17 protein-coding genes are annotated in these 21,434 nt (G+C 72.1%); 5 read left to right on the forward strand and 12 right to left on the reverse strand.

Annotated features, from left to right (window positions below; genetic code table 11):
* Positions 1-97: 97 nt before the first annotated feature.
* From OG580_RS33730 to OG580_RS33755, 6 genes are all read right to left on the reverse strand, one after another.
* Positions 98-1,912: a SulP family inorganic anion transporter gene (locus OG580_RS33730; RefSeq protein WP_267047452.1), complete on the reverse strand. Its 1,815-nt coding sequence runs from the start codon at positions 1,910-1,912 to the stop codon at positions 98-100.
* Positions 1,913-1,985: 73 nt separating this feature from the next.
* Positions 1,986-2,744, reverse strand: coding sequence for a GAP family protein (locus OG580_RS33735; RefSeq protein WP_267047453.1), 759 nt, complete (start codon positions 2,742-2,744; stop codon positions 1,986-1,988).
* Positions 2,745-2,869: 125 nt separating this feature from the next.
* On the reverse strand, positions 2,870-3,190 hold the full coding sequence (locus OG580_RS33740) for a carboxymuconolactone decarboxylase family protein (protein ID WP_267047454.1): 321 nt from the start codon (positions 3,188-3,190) through the stop codon (positions 2,870-2,872).
* Between the two features lie 88 nt (positions 3,191-3,278).
* On the reverse strand, positions 3,279-4,112 hold the full coding sequence (locus tag OG580_RS33745) for a TIGR01458 family HAD-type hydrolase (protein ID WP_267047455.1): 834 nt from the start codon (positions 4,110-4,112) through the stop codon (positions 3,279-3,281).
* Between the two features lie 148 nt (positions 4,113-4,260).
* Positions 4,261-5,838, reverse strand: a complete 1,578-nt coding sequence (locus OG580_RS33750; protein WP_267047456.1) for a glycerol-3-phosphate dehydrogenase/oxidase — start codon at positions 5,836-5,838, stop codon at positions 4,261-4,263.
* Positions 5,835-6,434, reverse strand: a complete 600-nt coding sequence (locus OG580_RS33755) for a TetR/AcrR family transcriptional regulator (protein ID WP_267047457.1) — start codon at positions 6,432-6,434, stop codon at positions 5,835-5,837. Before OG580_RS33755 ends, OG580_RS33750 begins: the two co-directional genes overlap by 4 nt.
* 75 nt (positions 6,435-6,509) lie before the next feature.
* Here OG580_RS33755 and OG580_RS33760 point away from each other — a divergent pair, with 75 nt between their 5' ends.
* The 3 genes from OG580_RS33760 to OG580_RS33770 all read left to right on the forward strand — a co-directional run bounded on the left by OG580_RS33760 (position 6,510) and on the right by OG580_RS33770 (position 9,337).
* Positions 6,510-8,105, forward strand: a complete 1,596-nt coding sequence (locus OG580_RS33760; RefSeq protein ID WP_267047458.1) for an FAD-binding oxidoreductase — start codon at positions 6,510-6,512, stop codon at positions 8,103-8,105.
* A gap of 32 nt (positions 8,106-8,137) precedes the next feature.
* The gene (locus OG580_RS33765) at positions 8,138-9,019 is read left to right on the forward strand and encodes a diacylglycerol kinase family protein (protein WP_267047459.1); all 882 of its coding nucleotides are present in this window, start codon (positions 8,138-8,140) and stop codon (positions 9,017-9,019) included.
* Between the two features lie 132 nt (positions 9,020-9,151).
* Positions 9,152-9,337 (forward strand): CsbD family protein, encoded by a 186-nt coding sequence (locus OG580_RS33770; protein WP_267047460.1) that lies wholly within the window; start codon positions 9,152-9,154, stop codon positions 9,335-9,337.
* Between the two features lie 135 nt (positions 9,338-9,472).
* Here OG580_RS33770 and OG580_RS33775 read toward each other — a convergent pair whose 3' ends face one another.
* The 3 genes from OG580_RS33775 to OG580_RS33785 form a co-directional block, all read right to left on the reverse strand.
* Entirely contained in the window at positions 9,473-10,036 is a 564-nt protein-coding gene (locus OG580_RS33775) for a hypothetical protein (protein WP_267047461.1), read from the reverse strand.
* Between the two features lie 309 nt (positions 10,037-10,345).
* The gene (locus tag OG580_RS33780) at positions 10,346-11,482 is read right to left on the reverse strand and encodes a lytic polysaccharide monooxygenase (RefSeq protein WP_267047462.1); all 1,137 of its coding nucleotides are present in this window, start codon (positions 11,480-11,482) and stop codon (positions 10,346-10,348) included.
* A 146-nt stretch (positions 11,483-11,628) separates the two neighbouring features.
* Positions 11,629-12,750: a cellulose binding domain-containing protein gene (locus tag OG580_RS33785; protein ID WP_267047463.1), complete on the reverse strand. Its 1,122-nt coding sequence runs from the start codon at positions 12,748-12,750 to the stop codon at positions 11,629-11,631.
* Positions 12,751-13,071: 321 nt separating this feature from the next.
* Here OG580_RS33785 and OG580_RS33790 point away from each other — a divergent pair, with 321 nt between their 5' ends.
* The gene (locus OG580_RS33790) at positions 13,072-15,312 is read left to right on the forward strand and encodes a glycoside hydrolase family 9 protein (RefSeq protein ID WP_267047464.1); all 2,241 of its coding nucleotides are present in this window, start codon (positions 13,072-13,074) and stop codon (positions 15,310-15,312) included.
* 402 nt (positions 15,313-15,714) lie between these two features.
* A complete protein-coding gene (locus OG580_RS33795) occupies positions 15,715-16,284 on the forward strand; it encodes a hypothetical protein (RefSeq protein ID WP_267047465.1) in 570 nt (189 codons plus the stop codon).
* A 79-nt stretch (positions 16,285-16,363) separates the two neighbouring features.
* Here the strand turns inward: OG580_RS33795 and OG580_RS33800 are convergent, their stop codons facing one another.
* From OG580_RS33800 to OG580_RS33810, 3 genes are all read right to left on the reverse strand, one after another.
* Complete coding sequence (locus OG580_RS33800; RefSeq protein ID WP_267047466.1) at positions 16,364-16,975, reverse strand: DinB family protein; 612 nt, start codon at positions 16,973-16,975, stop codon at positions 16,364-16,366.
* Between the two features lie 238 nt (positions 16,976-17,213).
* Positions 17,214-17,930: a sulfite exporter TauE/SafE family protein gene (locus tag OG580_RS33805; RefSeq protein WP_267047467.1), complete on the reverse strand. Its 717-nt coding sequence runs from the start codon at positions 17,928-17,930 to the stop codon at positions 17,214-17,216.
* A 329-nt stretch (positions 17,931-18,259) separates the two neighbouring features.
* Positions 18,260-21,331 (reverse strand): class I adenylate-forming enzyme family protein, encoded by a 3,072-nt coding sequence (locus OG580_RS33810; protein WP_267047468.1) that lies wholly within the window; start codon positions 21,329-21,331, stop codon positions 18,260-18,262.
* Between the last annotated feature and the right edge of the window lie 103 nt (positions 21,332-21,434).

The following is a 21,434-nucleotide window of genomic DNA, read 5'->3' on the forward strand; positions in this document are numbered from 1 at the left end:
GGACAATCGTCGCAAGGACCTGCCGGCCGTGCCATCCGGGCCACGGCGCCTTGACCCCCACGTGCGGTACGGGTACGACGACGCCCCCGGCGCGCGGTCACTGCTCGTCGGCGGGCGGCGGGGGAGCGGCACCGGGGCCGGGCTCCGGGGGCTCGACGGGCTCGGACGGTCCCCCTGCGACCGGCGGCGCCCATTGCGCTCCGGTGCGCTGACGGAAGGCGGCGACCGCGGCCTCCACGGTGGGGAAGAAGTGCCGGGGGTCGATGGTGCGGGTGAGCTCGTACCGTTCGATCTTGCGCCGCACCGGGTCCTTGAGCTCGGCGAACACGAGGTGGACGTGGTGCGCGTTGAGCGTCTCGTCGAGCTCTTCGAGGACGTCCGCTGCGGTGGTGTCCACGTCGGTCATGGCCTCCGCCGCGATCACGATCCAGCTCGGCCGCGGGTCCGCCTCGGCGAGGCGTCTGATCTCGTCGCGGAAGGCCTTGGCGTTGGCGAAGAGGAGCGGCGCGTCGAACCGGTGGATCACCAGGCCCGGAAGCTGCCAGGCCTGCGGGTAGGAGCGGACGTCGTGGTAGCCCTCCAGGCCCTGCACCCGCCCGAGCACGGTGTGGTACGGCCACCAGGCGCGACGGAAGACGTTCAGCACGGACAGGGCGACGGCGATGCCGATCCCGGGCAGCACACCGAGCAGGGCCACGCCGAGGAACGCCGCGCAGCACAGCAGGAAGTCCGTCCTGCGCTGCCGCCACAGCCGTACGGCCCCCGGGATGTCGGCCAGGGACAGCGACGCGGTGATGACCACGGCGGCAAGGGCCGGTTGGGGGAGATTGCGGAACAGGCCCGGAGCCAGCACGAGCATGAGGACGATGAGAGCGGCTCCGACGACCCCGGTGAGCTGACTCCTCGCTCCCGCGCGCTCCGCCACCGCCGTACGGGAACCGCTCGTGCTGACCGGGAAGCCCTGGAAGAGGCCGGCCGCCAGGTTGGCCACACCGATGCCCGCCATCTCCTGGTTGCCGCGGACTTCCTGCCCGGTGCGGGCCGCGAAGGCCGACGCGTTCGAGATCGTGTCGGCCAGGGACACCAGGGCGATGCCCAGCGCACCGCCGAGCAGCAGCGACAGGTCGTCGAGCCGGACATCGGGGATGGTGAACGGGGGGAAGCCCTCGGGCAGTTCTCCGACCAGGCCGACGCCGTGCCCGCCCAGATCGAAGACCGTGGCCGCGGCGATCGCCAGGACCACCATCACGAGCACGGCGGGGACCTTCGGCAGCAGGCGTTGCAGGACCAGGATCAGGGCGATCCCGCCGCAGCCGACCGCTGCGGCGGCCGGCACCGCAGCCCCGTCGGCGAGTCCCCGCACGAAGCCTGCGCATTCGCCGATCAGGTTGTCCGCCTCGACCTTGAAGCCGAGCAGCTTGGGCAGCTGACCGATCAGGATGGTCAGCGCCAGGCCGTTCATGTAGCCGATCATCGTCGGCTTGGAGATCAGGTCGGCGATGAAGCCGAGCTTCGCCACCGAGGCCAGGATCATGACGGCCGCCACCATGAGCGCGAGGACCGACGCCAGCGCGACAGCGCGGCCGGGGTCCCCGTCGGCCGCCACCAGGGGCAGCACGGTGGCGGCGATCATCGGCCCCAGCGAGGAGTCCGGGCCCAGCACCAGGATGCGGGACGGCCCGGACACCGCGTATCCGAGCAGGCAGAGAATCGTCGTGTACAGCCCGGTGATGGGCGGCAGCCCCGCCAGCTCGGCGTACGCCATTCCCTGTGGCACCAGGAGCGTGGTCAGGACGACTCCCGCCACCAGGTCCTTGACCAGCCACTCCCGTCGGTACGACGTCACCGCCCGAACCCCGGGAACAGCCCGCAACCGCGCGAGAGGCTTCCGGCTCTTGTGGTGGCTGGTCACATGCCGTCCCTCCGTTCGGTTCCGCTGTTCCGGTCCTGTCCGAGGCCGGGCCCGACCCGCGACGAGGCGGGGTTCAGCCCGAGAGCTGGTAGAGGCTTCTGCCGACGAGCCACAGCCCGAGGACGAGGCAGGTGACGACGATCGCCGGGTCCTTGTGGCGTTCCAGCCACGAACGCAGGTTGGTCAGGGCGAGCAGGGCCTTCGTGGGCGCGAACACCATGTACAGCTCCATGGCCAGCAGAGTCGCGGTCGCCAGAACACAGAAGCCGAGGAGAGCCAGAAAGGACTCGGCATGGGACAGGTCGGCCTGCACGACGGTGGCCGCCGCGGCGCTGACCATGCCCCAAGGCTGCAGGAGAACGGCGAGTGCGGCCGCGGACCATCCGGTGGCCTGGTCCATCCGGGACGTGAGCGAACGCCCGGACCCCTTGGACCGCTTGCCGGACGCGGACGCGGACGCGGACGCGGATGAGGGGGAGGGGGAGGGGGAGGGGGAGGGGGAGGGGGAAGCGGAGGAAGCGGAGGAAGCGGAGGAAGCGGAGGACGGATGCGTACGGCGGCGCCTGTGCTCGCTGTAGACGATCAGGCCGACGCCGATGACGAGGGTGGCCGCGAGTGCTGCGATGGAGGGGGGAGAGCGGGGCGCGGGCGGTACCCCGCCGGTGAAGAGCAGTACCAGGGCGATCACGGCCACGAGGCAGCCGAGCCAGGCGAGGATGAACGCCAGCCCCTTGAACACCCCCCGGGGCGCGGACACGACCAGGACGAAGGCCATGATCGGCAGGGGGTAGAGCGTGATGACCAGGCCGATGAGGAACAGGTCAAGCACCATGGCCGCCCACCCTGTGGCCGCGGTCCTCTCCGGCGGGTGGGAGGGGCCGGTCAGTCGCAGCTGCCGCTCTCACCGAGGTGAGGCATCCGACCATGGGGTCCTCTCCCTCCGGGTCCGGCCCCGAGTCAGCCTTCCGCGTCGATGTCGGCGACGGCGATGGCGATGCCGAGCGCGGCGGTGATGTTGCCGGCTGCCGTCATCACACGGGCGGTACCCACGATGGGGGCGATGGCGACCAGCACGTCCTGCAGCTGCTCGACGGTCAGGCCGGCCTTGAGGGCGGGATCGACGTGGGCGAGGTAGGAGACCGGCGGAGCGTCCGAGGCGGCCAGGGCCGCGATACGGGTGAGCAGGAGCATGTCCGGAGCCAGCCCACACCGCTCGAGCGAGTCGTCCGTCATGGCGATGATGGTGTCCAGAACCGGGGTGTCGGATGCAGTGGCCATGGGGAATGTCCTCCTGGAAGGCCGGAGAGAGGGAGTGACATGAAAGCGGCGGATGCCGGCAGGCCGCCGGCATGCCTGTTCCCCAACTCTAGGACTCCTCCTGATCCTGCGCGCGGGGTGCGTGTCCGCGCCGAGGCGTTCCGCCGCCCCCGGCGAGCAGGGCGGGAAGGTCCGCGAAGGAGTCGAGGACGTGATCGGGCGTCCCGGATGCGGCACGGTGCGTCTCGGGGAGGTACTTGCCCGTCCTCACCAGTACGCCGGTGATGCCGGACCGTTGGGCGGCCAGCACGTCGGACTCGATGTCGTCGCCGATCATCAGCGCCTCCGACGCGTCGGCGCCGAGGTGGGCGAGTGCGCTCGCGAAGAACGCGGGAGCCGGTTTGCCCGTCACCTCCGCCTCGGTGCGGGCGGCCCTCTCCAGCCCTTCGAGGAAGGCCCCGGTGTCCAGGTCGAGGCCGCCCTCGGTGCGCCAGTACAGGTTGCGGTGCATCGACACGAGCCGCGCCCCGCGCTGCAGTTGCCGGAAGACCCGGTTGAGAGCCTCGTAACCGAACTCGGCCCCCGCGCCCCCGAGCACGACGACATCGGCGTCGCCCTCCTCGACGAGCGTGACGCCCGGCAGGTCGTCCCGTACGTCTCCGCTGTTGAGCAGGAGGCAGCGAGCGCCGGGGAAGTGCTCGCGCAGATACGCCGCCGTGGCCGCCGGGGCGGTCAGGATGTCCTCGGCACCGACGGGGAAGCCGAGGTCGGCCAGGCGCGAGGCGATGGCGGCCCGGGTGCGGGAGGTGTTGTTGGTGACCAGCGCGACGTGGAGGCCCGCGCCGCGCAGCTGCTCCACGGCCGACACCGTTCCCGGCAGGGCTTTCCAGGAGACGGTGAGGACGCCGTCGATGTCGACCAGGACCGCTCGGATTCGCTCCATGGAGCCGACGGTAGCCCCCGCACGCCCCGCACGCCCCGCACGCCGCGGTCGCCACGGCCACGGCCGCGGCGCCGCAGGTCGCGGCGTGCCGCGGTCGCTCCGTGAGGGGCGGACACCCGCCCCGTACCCGCGTCGACAGCGCTACCCGTCACCGCACCCTGGTCGTACGGGCGAGGGCGTCGCGGGCCGCTTCCTCGGCTGTGGCGCGGTCCTGCGGTACCAGGCCGATGCGGGTGCGCCGGTCGAGGAGGTCGGAGGTGTCGAGGGCGCCTTCGTGGCGGACGGCCCACAGGAGTTCCGCGCCGGTGACGGGATGGCCGGGTACGACGGGCTGGGCGAGGGCGGGGTCCTCGAGTCCGAGCGCGTGAACGGCCGGTGCCTCGACGCCGTAGCGGTGCACGAGGCGGGCCGGGACGTCGAGCCCGGCGAGGGTCTGCGGACGGGCGGCGCCGACGAGGGGGACGGACGCGGTACGGCACGGGCCGGCGGTCAGGCCACGGGCGGCCACGGCGGCGTCGACGGCGTCCTCGGCCATGCGGCGGTAGGTGGTCAGCTTGCCGCCGACGACGGTGACGATGCCGTCGGGGGAGGTGAGTACGGCGTGCTTGCGCGAGATGTCGGCGGTGCGGCCGCCCGCGTCCCGGGCGTCGAGCAGGGGGCGCAGGCCCGCGAAGGCCCCGACCACGTCGGACCGGTGGACGGTGACGTCCAGCGCGGATCCGAGCACGTCGAGGAGGAAGCCGATGTCGGTCTCGGGGACGTCCGGCACGTCGGGGACGTCGCCGTCGACGGGTTCGTCGGTGAGACCGACGTACACGCGTCCGTCCCCCTGGGGCAGGACCAGGACGAAGCGGTTCGTCTCGCCGGGGATCGGGATGTGCAGACCGGCGGAGAGCCGGCCGAGGGTCTCGGAACGCAGGACGAGATGGGTGCCGCGCGAGGGCCGCAGGCGTACGTCGTCGACGAGGCCGCCCGCCCAGACTCCGGCCGCGTTGATGACGGTGCGCGCGCGGATGCGCAGCTCCTGGCCGGTGGTCTCGTCGCGGACCGACGCACCGTCGCGGTGGAGTTCGAGGGCTCGGGTACGGGTGAGGACGCGGGCGCCGTGCGCGGCCGCGGTGCGGGCGATCGCGGTGACCAGACGTGCGTCGTCGGAGAGCCGGCCGTCCCAGGAGAGCAGTCCGCCGCGCAGTCCCGTGGGTCGCAGGGCCGGTGCGAGGTGGCGGGTCTCGACGGCGGAGAGCGTACGAGGCTGGGGCAGCGTGCCGCGCGAGGTGCGCGCGCCGACGCGCAGCAGGTCGCCCGCGAGGAACCCGGCGCGGGCGAGGGCGGCCTGGCCGCGGCTGACGAGCGGGGTCAGGGGCAGCACGAAGGGCTGGGCGCGTACGAGATGGGGGGCGGTGCGTTCCATGAGGATGCCGCGTTCGACGGCGCTCTCGTGGGCGACGTCGAGCTGTCCGGACGCGAGGTAGCGCAGTCCGCCGTGGATCAGCTTGGAGCTCCAGCGGGAGGTGCCGAACGCGAGGTCATGGGCGTCGATCGCGGCGACGCTGAGCCCGCGGGTGGCCGCGTCGAGCGCGGCTCCGGCCCCGGTGGCACCGAGTCCGACGACCAGTACATCGACCACGCTGTCGGCATCGCCGTCGGCGAGCCGGCCGAGTTCGCGCAGGCGCCGCTCGGCGTTGAGCGAGGAGCCGGGCAGGGCGGGGCTGCTCGTGGGGTTCATGGAACGAGGGTCCTCTCCAGCAGGGTGCGCAGCTCGTCGAGGAAGGCGGCTTCGCTCAGTTCGGGATCGGTCTCGTCGGTCATGGTGCGCAGCGAGAGCGTGAAGGACTGGACGACGAGCAGCAGGGACCGGGCCTGCAGGTCCGGCCGGACGCGGCGTACGGAGCCGTCTTCGTGACCGTCCTCGAGCGCCGTGTGGAGAAGCCCGAGCAGGGCGTCCTGGCTGGCACCCCGGCGGTCGAGGATGTACGGCAGCAGCAGCTCGGGGTCGACGTCGAGGATCTTGTGGAAGAGCGGGTGGGCCCGGAACGCCGCGGCTCCCGCGACGAGCCCCTCGACGATCCGGGCCCGTTCCGGCCGGTCCTCGTCGGAGGGAGGCATGGCGCCGGCGGCGACGGCGATCCACTCACGGGTCATCAGGTCGCCGACGAGGCTGCGTACGTCGGGCCAGCGCCGGTAGATCGTCATCCGGGACACGCCCGCGCGCCGGGCGACGTCGGTGAGGGTGGTGCGCCGTACGCCGACGGCGAGCATGCAGTCGCGTGCGGCGTCGAGCACGGGATCTGCGTCCGTATGGTTGTGACGAATGAGCGTCATCTGTCACAGTGTAATGCCAGAGCGGGCCGAGTGGCAGCGCCGTCCGTGGAACAGACCGTGAGGAACCCTTTCGACGTGGACATGTTGTGGAGCGGCTGGGGCGACCCGGCCAAGGCGGCACCCCTGCCCGACTCGGTGACCGGCTTGCTGCGGGACCTGCTCGGCGTCACCCCGCGCGAGAGCGGCCCGTCCGCCCTCGCCGACATCGAACCGCCCGCCCCGGCGCTGACCGACGAGGCCCGCACCGCGCTGCGCGCGGCCCTTGGCGCCCCCGACGACCTGCGGGAGGACGCCGAGAGCCGTATCCGGCACACCCGCGGCAAGTCGACCCCCGACCTCCTGCGCATCCGCGCCGGCGAGGTCGACGACATCCCGGCCGCCGTCGCGCTCCCGGGCAGCCACGACGAGGTCCTCGCCGTGCTGCGCGCCTGCGCCGACCACGGCGTCGCCGCCGTGCCCTTCGGCGGCGGCACCTCCGTCGTCGGCGGTCTCGCGCCCACCACGAAGCGGCCGTTCGTCGCCCTCGACCTGCGGCGGCTCGACCGGCTGCTGGCCGTCGACGAGGTGTCGCGTACCGCGACGCTGCAGCCCGGTCTGCGCGGGCCGCAGTGCGAGGCGCTGCTCAACGAGCAGGGCTGGACGCTCGGACACTTCCCGCAGTCCTTCGAATGGGCATCCGTCGGAGGCTTCGCCGCGGCCCGCTCCAGCGGCCAGGCATCAGCCGGATACGGCCGCTTCGACGAGATGGTCCTCGGCCTGACCGTCGCCACCCCCGAAGGCACCCTGGAGACCGGCCGTGCCCCGCGCTCGGCGGCCGGACCCGACCTGCGCCAGCTGATCCTCGGCTCTGAGGGCGCCCTCGGAGTGATCACGGCGGTGACCGTCCGCATCCGTCCGCTCCCCGCGAAGCGGATCTACGAGGGCTGGCGCTTCGCCTCCTTCGAGGCCGGCACGACGGCACTGCGCCGACTCGCCCAGGACGGCCCGCGGCCCACGGTGCTGCGCCTGTCGGACGAGTCGGAGACCTTCATCGGCCTCGCGCAGCCGGACGCCATCGGCAGCACCGAACTCCCGCAGAACCCGGGCTGCATGGCCATCGTCGGCTACGAGGGTACGGAAGAGGACACGGCCGCCCGGCGCGCCGCCGCCCGCGAGGTCCTCCTCGCCTGCGACGGCGAGTTCATCGGCGAGGAAGCCGGCGACCGCTGGGAGCACGGCCGGTACAACGCGCCCTACCTGCGCGACGCGCTGCTCGACGCCGGTGCGTTCGCCGAGACGCTGGAGACGGCGGCGTTCTGGTCCGCGATCCCCGGCCTGTACGCGGCGGTGCGCGACGCGCTGACGAACACCCTCAACGAGGCCGGTACCCCGCCGCTCGTCATGTGCCACATCTCGCACACGTACGAGAACGGCGCCTCGCTGTACTTCACCGTCGTCTCCGCGCAGGGCGAGGACGCCGTCGCGCACTGGGAACCGGTGAAGCGGGCGGCCAACGACGCGATCCTGGCGGCGGGCGGCACCATCAGCCACCACCACGGCGTCGGCACCGACCACCGCGACTGGTACGCACGCGAGATCGGCCCCCTCGGCATCCGTATGCTGCAGGCCGTCAAGGCCGAGGTCGACCCGACCGGCGTGCTGAGCCCCGGAGTCCTCATCCCCGTCCGCTGAACCCCCTCTTCTGCCGCCCGGAGGCCAGACCCATGCGACAGTTCACCGCCGTCGTCAACCCCACCGCAGGGGGTTCCAGCGGCGCCGCGGGCCTGCTCCCGCTGGCCCGGCTGCTGCGGGAGGCGGGCGCGCGGCTCGACACCGTCTACAGCCGCAGCCTGGAACACGCCCAGGAGCTCGCCCGGGACGCCGGAGCGAAGGGGCACGTCGTGCTCGCCGTCGGGGGCGACGGGATGGCCGGCTGCGTCGGCGGTGCGCTCAGCGGTACGGACACGGTCCTCGGCCTGGTCCCCGCGGGCCGCGGCAACGACTTCGCCCGCGCCCTCGGGCTTCCCACCGACGCACCCCGGCTCGCCGAGATACTGCTCGGAAACGAGCCGCGGGCCGTCGACACCATCGAGGTGGAGTCCGCCGCGCACGAGCGGATCTGCGTCCTGGGCAGCGTGTACGCGGGCGTCGACGCGGTCGCCAACCGCCACGCCAACGAGTCCCGGCTGCTGCGGGGCGCGGCGTCGTACTACGCGGGCGGCCTGCGGGCGGTCCTCGCCTGGAAGCCCGCCGCGTACCGGATCACCATCGACGGGGTGCTCCACGAGCGCACCGGGTACACGGTGGTCGCGGCCAACTCCGGCTTCTACGGCTTCGGGAGGAACATCGCACCGGGCGCGCGCCTCGACGACGGGCTGCTCGACGTCGTGGTCATCAAGAAGGCGCCGAAACGCCTCTTCTTCGCCATGATGAACGAGCTGAAGACGGGCGCGCACCTGAGCCGCCCGGAGGTCGAGATCCTGCGTGGCAAGGAGATCCGCATCGAAGCGGACCGCCCCCTCCCGTACGGCGCGGACGGCGAGGTCGACGCGGCCCTGCCGGTGACTCTCCGAGTGCGGCCCACCGCTCTGCAGGTCCTGGCCTGACCTCGGTACGGCGCACGGGGAGCGTCAGCTCCGCAGGAAACGGAGTGCTCGTCGGGCGTCGACGAGCACTCCGCGTCGTCCGAACCTAGCGTGGATGGGGGAACCGACCGATAAGACGGAGGTACCACGGGCATGAGTGGCGCCATGGACAAGGCCAAGGGCAGACTCAAAGAGATCACCGGAAAGATCACCGGCCACGAGCGACTGGAGGCCGAGGGCAAGACGGACCAGGCGAAGGCCAAGATCCGGCACACGGCGGAGAGCCTGAAGCACCGTGCCGAAGGGATCATGGACTCGCTCAAGCGCGACCGCTCGTGACGCGCCGACTCGCTCAAGCGCGACCGCTCATGACGCGACCTGCACATCGCGGGGTCGGGTCGAAGGCCGAGGGCGTCGACGTCGTCGCCGCCCCGCCGATGGGGCGACGAGTGATGTCGTGGAGGGAACCCCGGGTCACGGCCGGAGTCCGACGCGTTTGAGTGCGACCGCGCTGAGGTCGGTGACGGCCTGCCGGTCCCCCCGACGCCAGGCGTCGGCCCATCCGCCGGGCGGAGCCGGCAGCTTGGCGAGTGCGCCCGGAGGGCCGGTGAGGGCGCGCAAGGCGAGCAGGTCGGCCCCTCCGGGAGCCTCGGCGAGCCGGCGCAGAGTGCTGCTGCGTCGGATCCACAGCAGGCGTGGCGGGAGCCACAGCAGCAGGACGAAGAGCACCGGAACGACGATGAGGGCCGTCGTGATCACGTTGGCGACCTGGGTAACGGTCTCCTGGAGCGACACGCCGGCGTCGGCGAGGCCGGAGCCGGCATCGGCCGCGGCGTGGAGCGGCTTCTTCAGGACGCCGCCGATGAGCGGCACGTCCGACGCCGCGTCCCCCGCGTTGCCGAGCTCCCTGGCGAGGCTCTCACCGGAACTCTCCGCCTTCCGCCCCGGTTCGGCCAGCAGCATGATCGTCTCGCGGACGACGAAGGCCGCCCACACCGCGGTGGCGATCAGGGCCATGGCGAGCAGGTCAACGAGCACCTGGCGGTTCCGTCGTGCGGGTGTCTGGGCGTAGAGGCGCAACGGAAGGCTCCCGTTCGAAGGGTGCTGAGGAGGTCCGGCCGCCCCGGCCCGCGACGCGGCCGACCGGTCGGATTCAACTCTTCCACCGCGCCTCACGGGCAAACGTGCGAGACACGAGGCACGCCGGGAGTCCTCGCGTGGGCGCCCCGCCCCCACCGTCGTCCAGGAGCCGCTCCGTGAGCGGAGGAGATGCTCGTACGTGTCCCGGCACGGAGCCGACAACGCCGGTTCCCGCCTGAGGGCGGAAACCGGCGCCTCCACCGGCGGCTACGGGCCGACGCAGGCGATCGAGCCGACCGGAAGGTCGTTGCCGGTCGACGTCGCCGTGAACCCGAAGGTGACACTGCCGTCCGGCGGGACGGTCCGGTTGTAGTCGAGGTTCCTGACCGTGAGCGTGCCGTCGGATCCGGTGGTCAGCGCACCGTTCCACAGGTTGTCGACCCGGGTACCAGGCCCGGGCGTCCATCTCACGGCCCAGCCGTCACGCGCTGTCGTGCCGTGGTTCATGACCTCCACCGCCCCCTGGAAGCCGCCGCTCCAGGAGTTGGTCACCTGGTAGACGGCCATGCACCCGGTGTGCGGGTCGGACGGTGTGGTCGTGGGTGTGGGCGTCTGTGTGGGCGTGGGCGTGGGCGTGGGTGTGGGTGTGGGTGTCGGAGTCGGGGTAGGCGTCGGTGTGCTGCCCGAGCCGCGGATGCCGGTCACCTCTCCGTTGCCGCCGTCGAAGACGATGTCGGAGCAGGAGAAGAAGTTCTCCTGGCTGTCCGAGCGCACCCACTGGACGAACATCACCGCATCACCCGAACGGCCCGGGGGCAGGGGCAGATCCCAGTGGTAGTGGCCGCCGTTCGTGCCCGGCGAGCCCGTCTGCGGGGGATCGGTGACGGTCTGGATCAGCTCCAGGTCGTCCCAGCCCAGCTCGGTGTCGGGCGAGTAGCCGGGCTTGGACATGTACACCCGGAAGGAGCCCGGGTGCGCCGCCCAGTTGCTGTGCTTGACCTGGATCGTCCTGCCGGACGTCAGGTGCGTTCGGGGCCAGTCGGCGCGGGCGGCGTTGTAGCCGGTGAAGTCGTACGGCGACCGGTCGCCGGCGCTGCACAGCTTCCCGTCCGGGACGTAACCGGGGCCGCGTCCGCCCGCTTGGGAGTCGAGCACGGCGAACCAGTTGTACAGCGCGGTCGCGCCGCTCTGGTCGAGCGCCGCCCTGCATGCCGGGTTGGTCGGGTCCAGGGCACCGGTGCCGGTCCTGGCGTCCAGCAGACAGAGGTAGGTGCGCGATCCGGGCATCATCGTGACGCCGTGGGCCTGCGCGCTGCCCTGGCTCAGTAAGGTCAGGCCGATCCCGCCGAGCAGGGTCGCGAGTGCCGCGGCCAGGGAGGCGAGGAGTCTCTTGCGTCCAGCCATGGTGTCTCCTGTGCGTGGGTGGGGGACAGTCGTCCGGTGGGTGTTCTCCTCCTGCGGTGAGGGTCGGGTGGGGGAAGCCCCGCCCTTCCGGGGAGCGGTGCCACCGGAAGGGCGAGGTCATCCGTGGAGGGCTCGCGCGGATCGGATCACGCGCAGAGGGTGCCGTTGAGGCTGAACCCGGACGGCCGGGCGAACGGGCCGCTGGAGGTGCCCTGGAAGCCGAACGTCTGGCTGGCCCCGGCCGCGATCCGCCCGTTGTGGGCGAGGCCGGTCGCCGTCACGGCCCCGGAGGCCGGAGTGACGGTGGCGTTCCAGGCCTGGGTGATCCGCTGCCCGGAGGGCAGCGTGAAGGACAGCGTCCAGGGATCGACGGGGACGGAACCGGTGTTGGCGATGGTGACGTCGGCGGTGAAGCCGCCGGTCCAGACGTTCGTCGCGTACGTCACCCTGCAGGCCGTCGACGGCTCGGGTTCGCCGGTACCGGGGTCACCGAGGTTCACGGCCGAGGAGAAGGAGTCCACCGTGAGCCCGGCGCCGTTCTGCCACGGCTCGAAGCCCGCCTGGACACTGGTCAGGTACCAGTCGTTCCCGGCCATGCCGCGGGAGACGGTCTCCCTGACGAAGTCCATGACGTCGAAGCTCCAGCCGGTGATGGCCGACGGGGCGACGAAGGAGATGACGTCGTTGGAGCCGTTGCCGCCCGTCCACACCTGCCAGGCGCGCCCGGCCACGGTGGCGGTGCCGACCGGTGAGCCGATCGGCTGGATCGGACCGGCCTTGTGGAACCAGATCATGATCTCGGTCCGGTTCACCCCGTCGGTCCTGGGCGTGGGGTCCAGCCAGATGTCGTACGAGGCGTTGTACACGGCGTCGCCGACGTAGCCGTACGAGATGCCGGTGGGGGCACTGGCGATGCCGCTGACCTTCGCGGGGAGGACGGTCCCGGGCGAACAGTTGGTGTAGTGGCAGCCGTTGAAGACCGAGGGGTACGACTTCGGGGCGCCGTCGGTGGGCACGGCGCCGTCGGCTCGCGTCACCTGGAAGCCGGTGGCGGTGGCGGTGACGCACTGGGTGGCTCCCGTGCCCCAGCGGTTGTTCTGGACCACGTAGCGGCCCTGGATGGTGGTCGAGCCGTACTGGTCGCAGATCGGGGTGGCGGCCAGGGCCGCCGGCGCGGCGGTCAGGAGAGCCGCGACGGCGGCGAGAGCGAGGAGCAGCGCGCCGAGCATGCCGCGCGCGGCTCCGGGGCGATGCGATGACGCTTGCATGCGGGGGCCTCTCTGGGAGGGGGACCGATGGGGGTACGGGGAACGGGGGCGGCTCCGACCGTCCATGTTTGGGAGCGCTCCCACGACGGTTTCGGGGCACTGTAGGAGCTTGCGGTGCCCCTGACAACCCATCGGGCGAAGGTCTCGCCGGGGTTCGTCCGGATCGGTGCGCGGTCCGTGCGACCGGCTCGTCGACCGCGTCCAGGATCGCTTCTTGTCCGGGCCGTTGACGTTCCCGCACTCCGGCCGCGACGATGTCCATCGCCCGAATGGGAGCGCTCCCATCCGCAGCGCTCCGCACCCCCTACGAGGAGCCCAGACGTGAACAGACGCAGAACCGCCCTGCTGTCCCTGACGGCCCTGCTGGCGACGGGTCTCACCGCGGTGCCGGCCGGCTCTGCGGGGGCGGAGGAGGTCGAACAGATCCGGAACGGCACCTTCGACACCGCCGCCGACGCGTGGTGGACGAGCGGCGTCACCGTCGGGCTGTCCGACGGCAGGCTCTGCGCCGCCGTGCCGGGTGGCACGGCGAACCGCTGGGACGCCGGCGTCGGCCAGAACGACATCACCCTCGTCAAGGGGGAGTCGTACCGGTTCAGCTTCAGCGCGACGGGCGCCCCCGAGGGCAACTCCGTCCGCGCCGTCGTGGGCCTGCAGGTGTCGCCGTACGACGCGTACCACGAGGTCACCCCGCAGCTGAGCGTCTCCGGCAACACGTACACCTACACCTTCGCCTCCCCGGTGGACACCACCCAGGGCCAGGTCGCCTTCCAGCTCGGCGGCGGCACCGACCCCTGGGAGTTCTGCGTCGACGACGTGTCCCTGCTGGGCGGGGTGCCGCCGGAGCGGTACGAGCCCGACACCGGTCCCCGGGTCCGGGTCAACCAGGTCGCCTACCTGCCCCGCGGGCCGAAGAACGCCACCCTCGTCACCGACGCGACCGAGCGGCTGCCCTGGAGGCTCGAGAGCGCCTCCGGCGCCGTCGTCGCGCGCGGCTGGACGCTGCCGCGCGGCGTGGACCCCTCCTCCGGGCAGAACGTCCACTCGATCGACTTCGGCGAGCACCGCACGGCCGGAGCGGGCCTCACCCTGGTCGCCGACGGCGAGACCAGTCGCCCCTTCGACATCGGCACCGCCGCCTACGAGAAGCTGCGTCTGGACGCCGCGAAGTTCTACTACACCCAGCGCAGCGGGGTCGCCATCCGCGACGACCTGCGGCCCGGTTACGGCCGCGAGGCCGGCCACGTCGACGTCGCCCCCAACCAGGGGGACGGGAACGTGTCCTGTCAGCCCGGAGTGTGCGACTACACGCTCGACGTCACCGGCGGCTGGTACGACGCCGGGGACCACGGCAAGTACGTCGTGAACGGCGGCATCTCCGTATGGCAGCTGCTCGGCACCTACGAGCGCGCCCGGCACGCCCGCACGGGGCAGGCCGAGAAGCTGGGCGACGGCACGCTGGACATCCCCGAGAGCGGCAACAAGGTCCCCGACATCCTCGACGAGGCCCGCTGGGAACTGGAGTTCCTGCTCAAGATGCAGGTCCCGGACGGCAAGCCGCTCGCCGGCATGGTCCACCACAAGATCCACGACGAGCAGTGGACCGGGCTGCCGCTGATGCCCTCCGCCGACGCGCAGAAGCGCGAACTGCACCCGCCGACCACCGCGGCCACCCTGAACCTCGCGGCGACCGCCGCCCAGGCGGCGCGTCTGTACAAGCCGTACGACCCCCGGTTCGCCGCCACCGCGCTCGCGGCGGCCCGCAAGGCCTGGGCCTCGGCCCTCGCCCACCCCGACGTGCTCGCCTCCGAGAGCGACGGCGTCGGCGGAGGCACCTACGCCGACCGTGACGTCACCGACGAGTTCTACTGGGCGGCCACCGAGCTCTACCTGACCACGGGCGGCAGGGAGTTCCAGGACCACATCCTGAACTCTCCGCTCCACAGCGCCGACGTCTTCGGGCCGATCAGCTTCGACTGGGCGCGCACGGCCGTCCCCGCCCGGCTCGACCTGGCCACCGTCCCGAACCGGCTGCCCGGCCGCGACAAGGTCCGCCGGTCCGTCCGGCAGGGAGCCGACGGCTACCTGGCCACGCTGAAGGCGCACCCCTACGGCATGCCGTACGCCCCTGAGGGCCAGCGCTACGACTGGGGCTCCACCCACCAGATCCTCAACAACGCCGTCGTCCTGGCCACCGCCTACGACATCACCGGCGGCGCGAAGTACCGCGACGGGGCCGTGCAGAGCATGGACTACGTCCTGGGCCGCAACGCCCTGAACATCTCCTACGTCACGGGCTTCGGCGAGGTCAGCGCGCAGAACCAGCACAGTCGTTGGTACGCCCGCCAGCTCGACCCGAAGCTGCCCCACCCGCCTGTCGGCTCACTGTCCGGCGGCCCGAACTCCGGCATCCAGGACCCGCTCGCGCAGAGCAGACTCCAGGGATGCACCGGTCAGTTCTGCTATGTCGACGACATCCAGTCGTGGTCGACCAACGAGCTCACCATCAACTGGAACTCCGCCCTGACCTGGATGGCCGCCTTCGTGGCCGACCAGAGCTGATCCGACCGGGCCCGGTCCGGTTCCTCGGCGGAGGCCGGGGCGAGCGAGAGGCGCCTGACGGGGACGAGCCCGGCTCAGGCGCCTCTACCGGCCTTTCTCCCCGGGGAGTTGGAAACCCGCGCAGCCCGCACGGAGGTTCGCCCCCCCCGTATCGAAACTCGTTGACCGCTCCACATTGGATCGCCTTCATCATTGAACGGTGTGCAAGATCGGCACCCCAACTTGCGGGCAGGATTCAGGAGTGCTGGTCTGGAAGAGGTAGGGGGCGCATGGTTCGCGTGCAGGCCCGAGTATGTAGTGCGCGGCGGATCGAGACGTCGTCGAGGCCATGAGGGACTCCGATGTCGTCCGGCTACACGGGCCTGCCGGTCGAAGCGACCGCCCGCGCTGCCGTCCGGGCGGATGCTCTTCGGGATCTCGACCGCACCGGTGAGGGAGCCCATCGGCAAGACACGCTGCACGCGTCGTGTGACCACGGGATTGCCCCGCGCCGCCACCCGCCACCGGAGGTTCACGATGACACACGCCTCTTCGGTCCGCCGTCCGCTCCGCCAGATGATGGCCTTGCTCCTGACGGCCGCCTTGACGCTCTCCCTCTCGGTCCTGCTGTCGCTCAGCTCGGCGAAACAGGCATCCGCCCTGTGTGTCGCAAGTGGGTTCTCAGGAACATGGCGTTCATCCGATGACAGGCTGAGCCGCATCGACGTATGGCATGGCGAAGACTGCCGCCTCTACGCCAGAGCCTGGTCCACCTGCGAGCACGATGCGACGCGTGACTGCAGGTGGGGAAACAAGGAGCTACAAGCCACCGAGTCGAGGAACTTCCGGTTCTTCTCCTACAACTGGAGCAACGCGAACGAGGTGCTCCAGCTGAGGCTGAAGGACAAGACTCATATGTCGGTGTGGGACCACACCGACTACAACTCCGGCAAGAAGGTCAGCTTCACCGTGTTGATGGTCAAGAGCCGCTGAGTGCGCGTCGGCCCGATGCCCGGGTTGCACCGGGCTGCAGGCCTACCGCGGCGGGACGCACGGGCTCCGCGGTACGTGATCAATCGATCGGTGCGTGCTGTCCGCCGATGGTGGGGGGCTCGGGTTCCCACGGCTGGAACCACGGGTCGGGCCACGCCTCGGCCGCGGCGAGCAACGGGTAGTGAGTCGCGCCGTCGATGCTCTCGCGGATGACGTCGGCGTGACCTCCGTGCCGTGCCGTCTCCTCGATCAAGTGCAGGAGGACCCATCGGACCGACCATTCCTCGACCTCGGCGGGAAACCAGGGAAGCCCCCGCGGCACCGGAACGGCCTGCCCGAGGTCGGGAATTCCGGCGATCACCGCGTCGGTCCGTTCGGCCGCCTCCGCATACGCGACCAGGGCCTCCGCCAGGCTCTCGTCCGGAGCGAGCCGGAATTCGTCGGCGTCCGACTCGTCCGCCTTCCGCTGCGGCCCGCGCTGCTGATGAAGGATGAGGTCGGTCCAGAAGGTCTCGCACCGTGCGGCGTGCTTGACGAGTCCGCCGATGCTCAACTCGCCGGCGGAGGCCGCCGTACGGGCCTGCTCCTCGGTCAGACCGTGGGCGGTGACGCGCAGCGCGCGCCGCTGGTGGGCAAGGTAGGCGGTCAGTGCCGTGCGCTCATCGGCGACGGGCGGGGCGAATCCCGGCATGGCTGGACCTCTCGACGTTGCAAGAACTTGCAGCAAGTTTCGGCGGGACTCTACTGCCAGGTCCTGGCCGACGTACACCGGTTTGACCGATCCGCCGCGAACCCTGGCGCGGCGGTCCTGTTCGGCGGCCCCTGTGGCCACCGTCCTCCGGATCTCCGGACAGACCGAGGCGATCTCCGGCACCGAGGAGGGGCTCCCGCGCTGGACATGGCACGGAGGCCATGCCGCAGGGCTGGTCTCAGAGTCCTGCGAGGAGACGCCCGGTGTAGCCCAGCATGACGGTCCAGAACAGGCCGGTGTACCCGCGTTCCCCGATCTTGTTGTTGAACCGCCTGCCCAGGAACGTCGCGAGCAGCATGAGGGGCACGCACGCCAGGGCGACCAGGTAGTCCCCGCCGGTGAGGAGGGCCGCGTCCGTCCAGACCGCGGTCTTGGTCACGTCCCCGACGAGTGAGACGAGCGACAGGGCGCCCACGAGGTGCATGCGGTCCAGGTCCAGCCCACGGACGGCGAGCCCCTTCAAGGGCCCTGACGTACCGCTGAAACCGGAGGTCGCGCCGGACGCGAACGCCAGCAGCGGGGATCCGATCCGCCGGAAGCGGGTGAGGTCGAGGGATTCGACCAGGAACGCCAGCGCGAAGCCGACGATGACCGCGATCGTCACCCACTGCTCGGGTGCCGAGACGAACAACTTGGCACCCAGGAAAGTTCCGACCATGACGAGCGCGATCACCGGAAGCGCCTTCCGGTAGGGCAGGCTGCTCCGGTACGCGAAGACCTTCACCAGGTTGTTGGCGGCCAGAAGCAGCGCCGCCAGGGCCACGCCGGACTTCGTACCGAGCGCGAGGGCCAGCGTCGGCACGAGGATGAGACTGCCTCCGAACCCGGCGGAGGCGGACAGCGCGAACGCGGCGAAGACCGCCACGAACACGACCGGAAACAGATACGGCTCCATCGGCCCTCCTCGGTCGGTCGGCCCCACTCCATCGCCGCCCGCACCCCCGTCGTCACCGTCTGCGACCCCGAGCGGTGCGACCCTCTTCCTCCACGATGGAACGGTCCGCGTCGCCGCGCCACAGGGGCGGGCGGCCAACGCGCTGCCCGCCCCCAACTCGGCTGCTCCCACTGGTCAGCCGCCCACTTCCCCCGGTCGCCCACGGCGCGGGGCGGCATCGCACGGCTGATCGGCCCCGGGGCGCCTGGAACGCCACGGAATCCCGATGGTCCGCCGGACACCCCCTAGGTGGCGGCCCCGCCTGAGCAGCGCCTGGAGTCGGCAGCGGGTCACCCGCAGGCGGTGGCCAGGGCGGCGGTGAACTCCTCGGCCAGTTCGGTGATCACGGGGAGGTCGAAGGCCAGTGCGTTGTACTGCAGCCAGCACCGCAGGCCGCCGTCCGGCTGCTCGACGACGGTCAGCTCGGGCACGCTCCGGTCGCCGCCCGGCAGCGGCCAGGGCACGGTGTTCCCCCGCGGCAGCTCCCAGGGCTCGCAGGCCAGGCCGGGCAGGTGCGCGGGCGCGGCCCACGCCTCGTAGCGGAGCCAGGCCGCGAACGGCACGGACGGACTGAACTCGGCGAACGGGTACAGCTGGTGGTCCAGTGCCTCGCTGTAGACCACCCGCAGCCGGTCCACCAGCTCGGCGAAACCGGGTCCTCCGCTCGTGTCGACCCGGAGCAACAGCGACTGGACGAGGCAGCCCACCGTCCGCTCGGCGTCCGGGCGAGGGCGGCCGGGCACCGGGGTCATCACCACCAGGTCGGGATGGCCGCTGCGGCTCGCCAGCAATCCGGTCCAGGCCGCGGTGACGGCCAGGAACGGGGTGGCGCCCAGCTCGGCCGCCCGGGCCCGCAGGGCATGGGCCAACGGCGCGGACACCTCGAACTCATGGGCCGTCGTGAGCACTTCGTCCACCGCGCGGAGGCCGGCGAACGGCTCGACGGCCTCCGGCGCTCCGGCCAGAGCGGTTTCGAAGTGGGCCCGGGAGGCCGGCCAGTGCGCGTTCGCCCAGTCCACCAACTCCTGGTAGCCCGGGCCCGAGCGGGCGGGCGGCGCCGACCGGCCCCGCCGCAGCGCGGAGTAGAAGACGCCGAGGTCGGTCAGGAGCACACCGACCGACCAACCGTCGGACACCATGTGGTGCGTCGCGACCAGCACCACGTGGTCGGTCTCCGATCGGCTGACCACCAGGAGACGCGTCATCGGGTCGCGGGCCAGGTCGGAGTGACGGTCGCGTTCGGCCAGCAGCAGGGCGTCCACCTCCGCGTCCGTGGCCCCCGGGGCCCGGGTCAGCGTGATCCGCACCCGGGGCTCCTCGTCAAGCACCGCCCGCACGACCCCGTCCCCCACCGCCTCGAACCGGGTTCGCAGCGCCGGATGGCGCCGGACCACCTCGGTGAGTGCCCGGCCCAGGGTCTCCGGTTCGAGCCGGTCGGCGACCCGGAACAGCGCCGTCACCACGCCGGCGTCCCGCCCGGGGGCATCGGCCATCCAGCGGAAGAAGTTCTCCTGCTGCGAGGTGAGCGCGACGACGTGCGGCTGCGCACGGAGCGCGGCCAGGTAGGGCGTCACGGTCTCCGTCCCGGCCGACGCCCCGTCAGCAGAGGCCAGCCGCCGGTCGGGGTGGTCCACCCAGGCCGCCTGGGCCCGCAGCGAGGGCCGCTCGAAGATCACGGCGGTGCCCGCCCGGATCCCGAACTCACCGCTGATGCCGGTGGCGAGCTGGACCGCCCGGAACGAGTCGCCGCCGAGCGCGAAGAACTCGGCGGCCACGTCGGTGACCGGTCGGCCGAGCAGGCGCCGCCACAGTCCGGCCAGCCGCAGCTCCGTCGGGGTGGCCGGAGCGACCGCGGGACCGGTGGACTCGGCGGCCACGTCGAACAGCGGGCGGAGCCGGTGCTTGACCACCTTGCCGCTCGGGTTCCTGGGCAGGTCGCCCGCGAGCAGGATCCGGACCGGCAGCTCGGGCCGGCTCAACCGGGCGCTCAGGAAAAGCCGCAGCTCGTCCAGGTCCAGACCGCCGGGCCCGGCCACCACGACCGCCACCGGGACGGCACCCATCACGGGGTGCGGCAGGCCGAGCGCGGCGGCGTCGGCGACCGCGGGGTGCTCGTGCAGCGCCTCCTCGATCCGCAGCGTGGAGACCTTCAGCGCACCGCTCTTGATGACGTCCGTCTCCCGGTCGACCAGGTACAGGTAACCGTCCGGGTCGAGGCGTCCGACATCGCCCATCCGTACCCAGCCGTCCCGGAACACCTGGGCGCTCTGCCCGGCGGCGCCCAGGTAGCCACGTGGCGGTCCGGGCTGGCGCAGCCAGACCTCGCCGACCTGTCCTGCGGGCAGCGGCAGCCCGTCCGCGTCGAGGATCCGGAGGTCGCGGGGGTCCGCCGGGCGGCCCAGCGAGCCGGGGCGGCGGGTGTCGACCACGGTCGAGATCTGCGCGGGCGAGGCCTCGGCGGAGGTGTAGGTGTTGACCAGCGTCGCGTCCGGCAGTGCCGCGGCCAGCGCGGCCGCCACCGGCACGGGCAGCGCGGCGGCGGAGGAGTTGACGAGGCGCAGACTCCCGAGGTCGTACCGCCCGGCGGTGCCCGCGTTGACCAGCTCGATCACCATCGAGGGCACCAGGAAGGCGGTGCCGACCCCGAACTTCTCGACCGCGATGCCGAACCGGTCCGCGTCGAAGCGCGGCAGGCTGAGGGTGGTGGGCGCGGCGGTCAGCGCGTTGAGCAGCATCACCTGACCTGCGTTGGTCCCGATCGGGAAGGCGTGCAGGGCGTGCCGCGAGTGGGCGTAGGCGCGGCGGCGGGGGTGCGCGGTCAGGCCGGCGGTCAGGTTTCCGTGCGCGGCGACCACGCCCTTCGGCGCGCCGGTGGTGCCGGAGGTGCCGATCACCTGGGCCGGGTCGGCCGGGCCGACCCGGTGGGGAGGCTCGGCCGGCGGCTCGGGGTGCGCCGCCAGCAGGGCGTCCAGACGCAGCTCCACCAGTCCCGGTACGGCGGGCAGCCCACCGTCCGTCAGGACCGTGCCGGCTTCGGCCAGTGCGGCCAGGGCGGCGGCATCGCTCTCGGAGAGGTCCTCACGGACCGGGACGGGCACCGCGCCCGCGTACTGGACGGCGAGGAAGCCGACGGCGTACCGCTCCCAGCGCGTGTTGGAGAACCGCAGCACCACCCTGTCGCGCGGTACGACCCCGGCGGCGGCGATCCCGACGGCAGCGCGCAGCGCCTCCTCGCGCCAACGGCGGTAGCTGAGCTCCCCGCCGCCGACGACCTGCAGCGCCGTGTGGTCCGGGTGTTCGGTGGCCCGCGCGTCGAGGAGCTCCGGGACGGTCGTCGCGGCGGGCGGTGCGGTGGTGGCCATGGCGTTCTCCGGTGCGATTCGGTGGGAGGTCGGACAGGCGGAGTCGACCCGGCCGCCCGGCAGTGCCGAACGTCCGGTGGGGCGACGGGCCGCGAGGGAGGGG

It is taken from the genome of Streptomyces sp. NBC_00094, from assembly GCF_026343125.1.
Lineage (GTDB): Bacteria > Actinomycetota > Actinomycetes > Streptomycetales > Streptomycetaceae > Streptomyces.

Bases quoted from the DNA above. Each gene is read 5' to 3' on its own strand.
- OG580_RS33735 (WP_267047453.1), bottom strand. From the start codon at position 2,744: ATGGTGCTTGACCTGTTCCTCATCGGCCTGGTCATCACGCTCTACCCC.
- OG580_RS33740 (WP_267047454.1), bottom strand. From the start codon at position 3,190: ATGGCCACTGCATCCGACACCCCGGTTCTGGACACCATCATCGCCATG.
- OG580_RS33745 (WP_267047455.1), bottom strand. From the start codon at position 4,112: ATGGAGCGAATCCGAGCGGTCCTGGTCGACATCGACGGCGTCCTCACC.
- OG580_RS33750 (WP_267047456.1), bottom strand. From the start codon at position 5,838: ATGAACCCCACGAGCAGCCCCGCCCTGCCCGGCTCCTCGCTCAACGCC.
- OG580_RS33755 (WP_267047457.1), bottom strand. From the start codon at position 6,434: ATGACGCTCATTCGTCACAACCATACGGACGCAGATCCCGTGCTCGAC.
- OG580_RS33765 (WP_267047459.1), top strand. From the start codon at position 8,138: ATGCGACAGTTCACCGCCGTCGTCAACCCCACCGCAGGGGGTTCCAGC.
- OG580_RS33770 (WP_267047460.1), top strand. From the start codon at position 9,152: ATGAGTGGCGCCATGGACAAGGCCAAGGGCAGACTCAAAGAGATCACC.
- OG580_RS33780 (WP_267047462.1), bottom strand. From the start codon at position 11,482: ATGGCTGGACGCAAGAGACTCCTCGCCTCCCTGGCCGCGGCACTCGCG.
- OG580_RS33785 (WP_267047463.1), bottom strand. From the start codon at position 12,750: ATGCAAGCGTCATCGCATCGCCCCGGAGCCGCGCGCGGCATGCTCGGC.
- OG580_RS33795 (WP_267047465.1), top strand. From the start codon at position 15,715: ATGCTCTTCGGGATCTCGACCGCACCGGTGAGGGAGCCCATCGGCAAG.
- OG580_RS33800 (WP_267047466.1), bottom strand. From the start codon at position 16,975: ATGCCGGGATTCGCCCCGCCCGTCGCCGATGAGCGCACGGCACTGACC.
- OG580_RS33805 (WP_267047467.1), bottom strand. From the start codon at position 17,930: ATGGAGCCGTATCTGTTTCCGGTCGTGTTCGTGGCGGTCTTCGCCGCG.
- OG580_RS33810 (WP_267047468.1), bottom strand. From the start codon at position 21,331: ATGGCCACCACCGCACCGCCCGCCGCGACGACCGTCCCGGAGCTCCTC.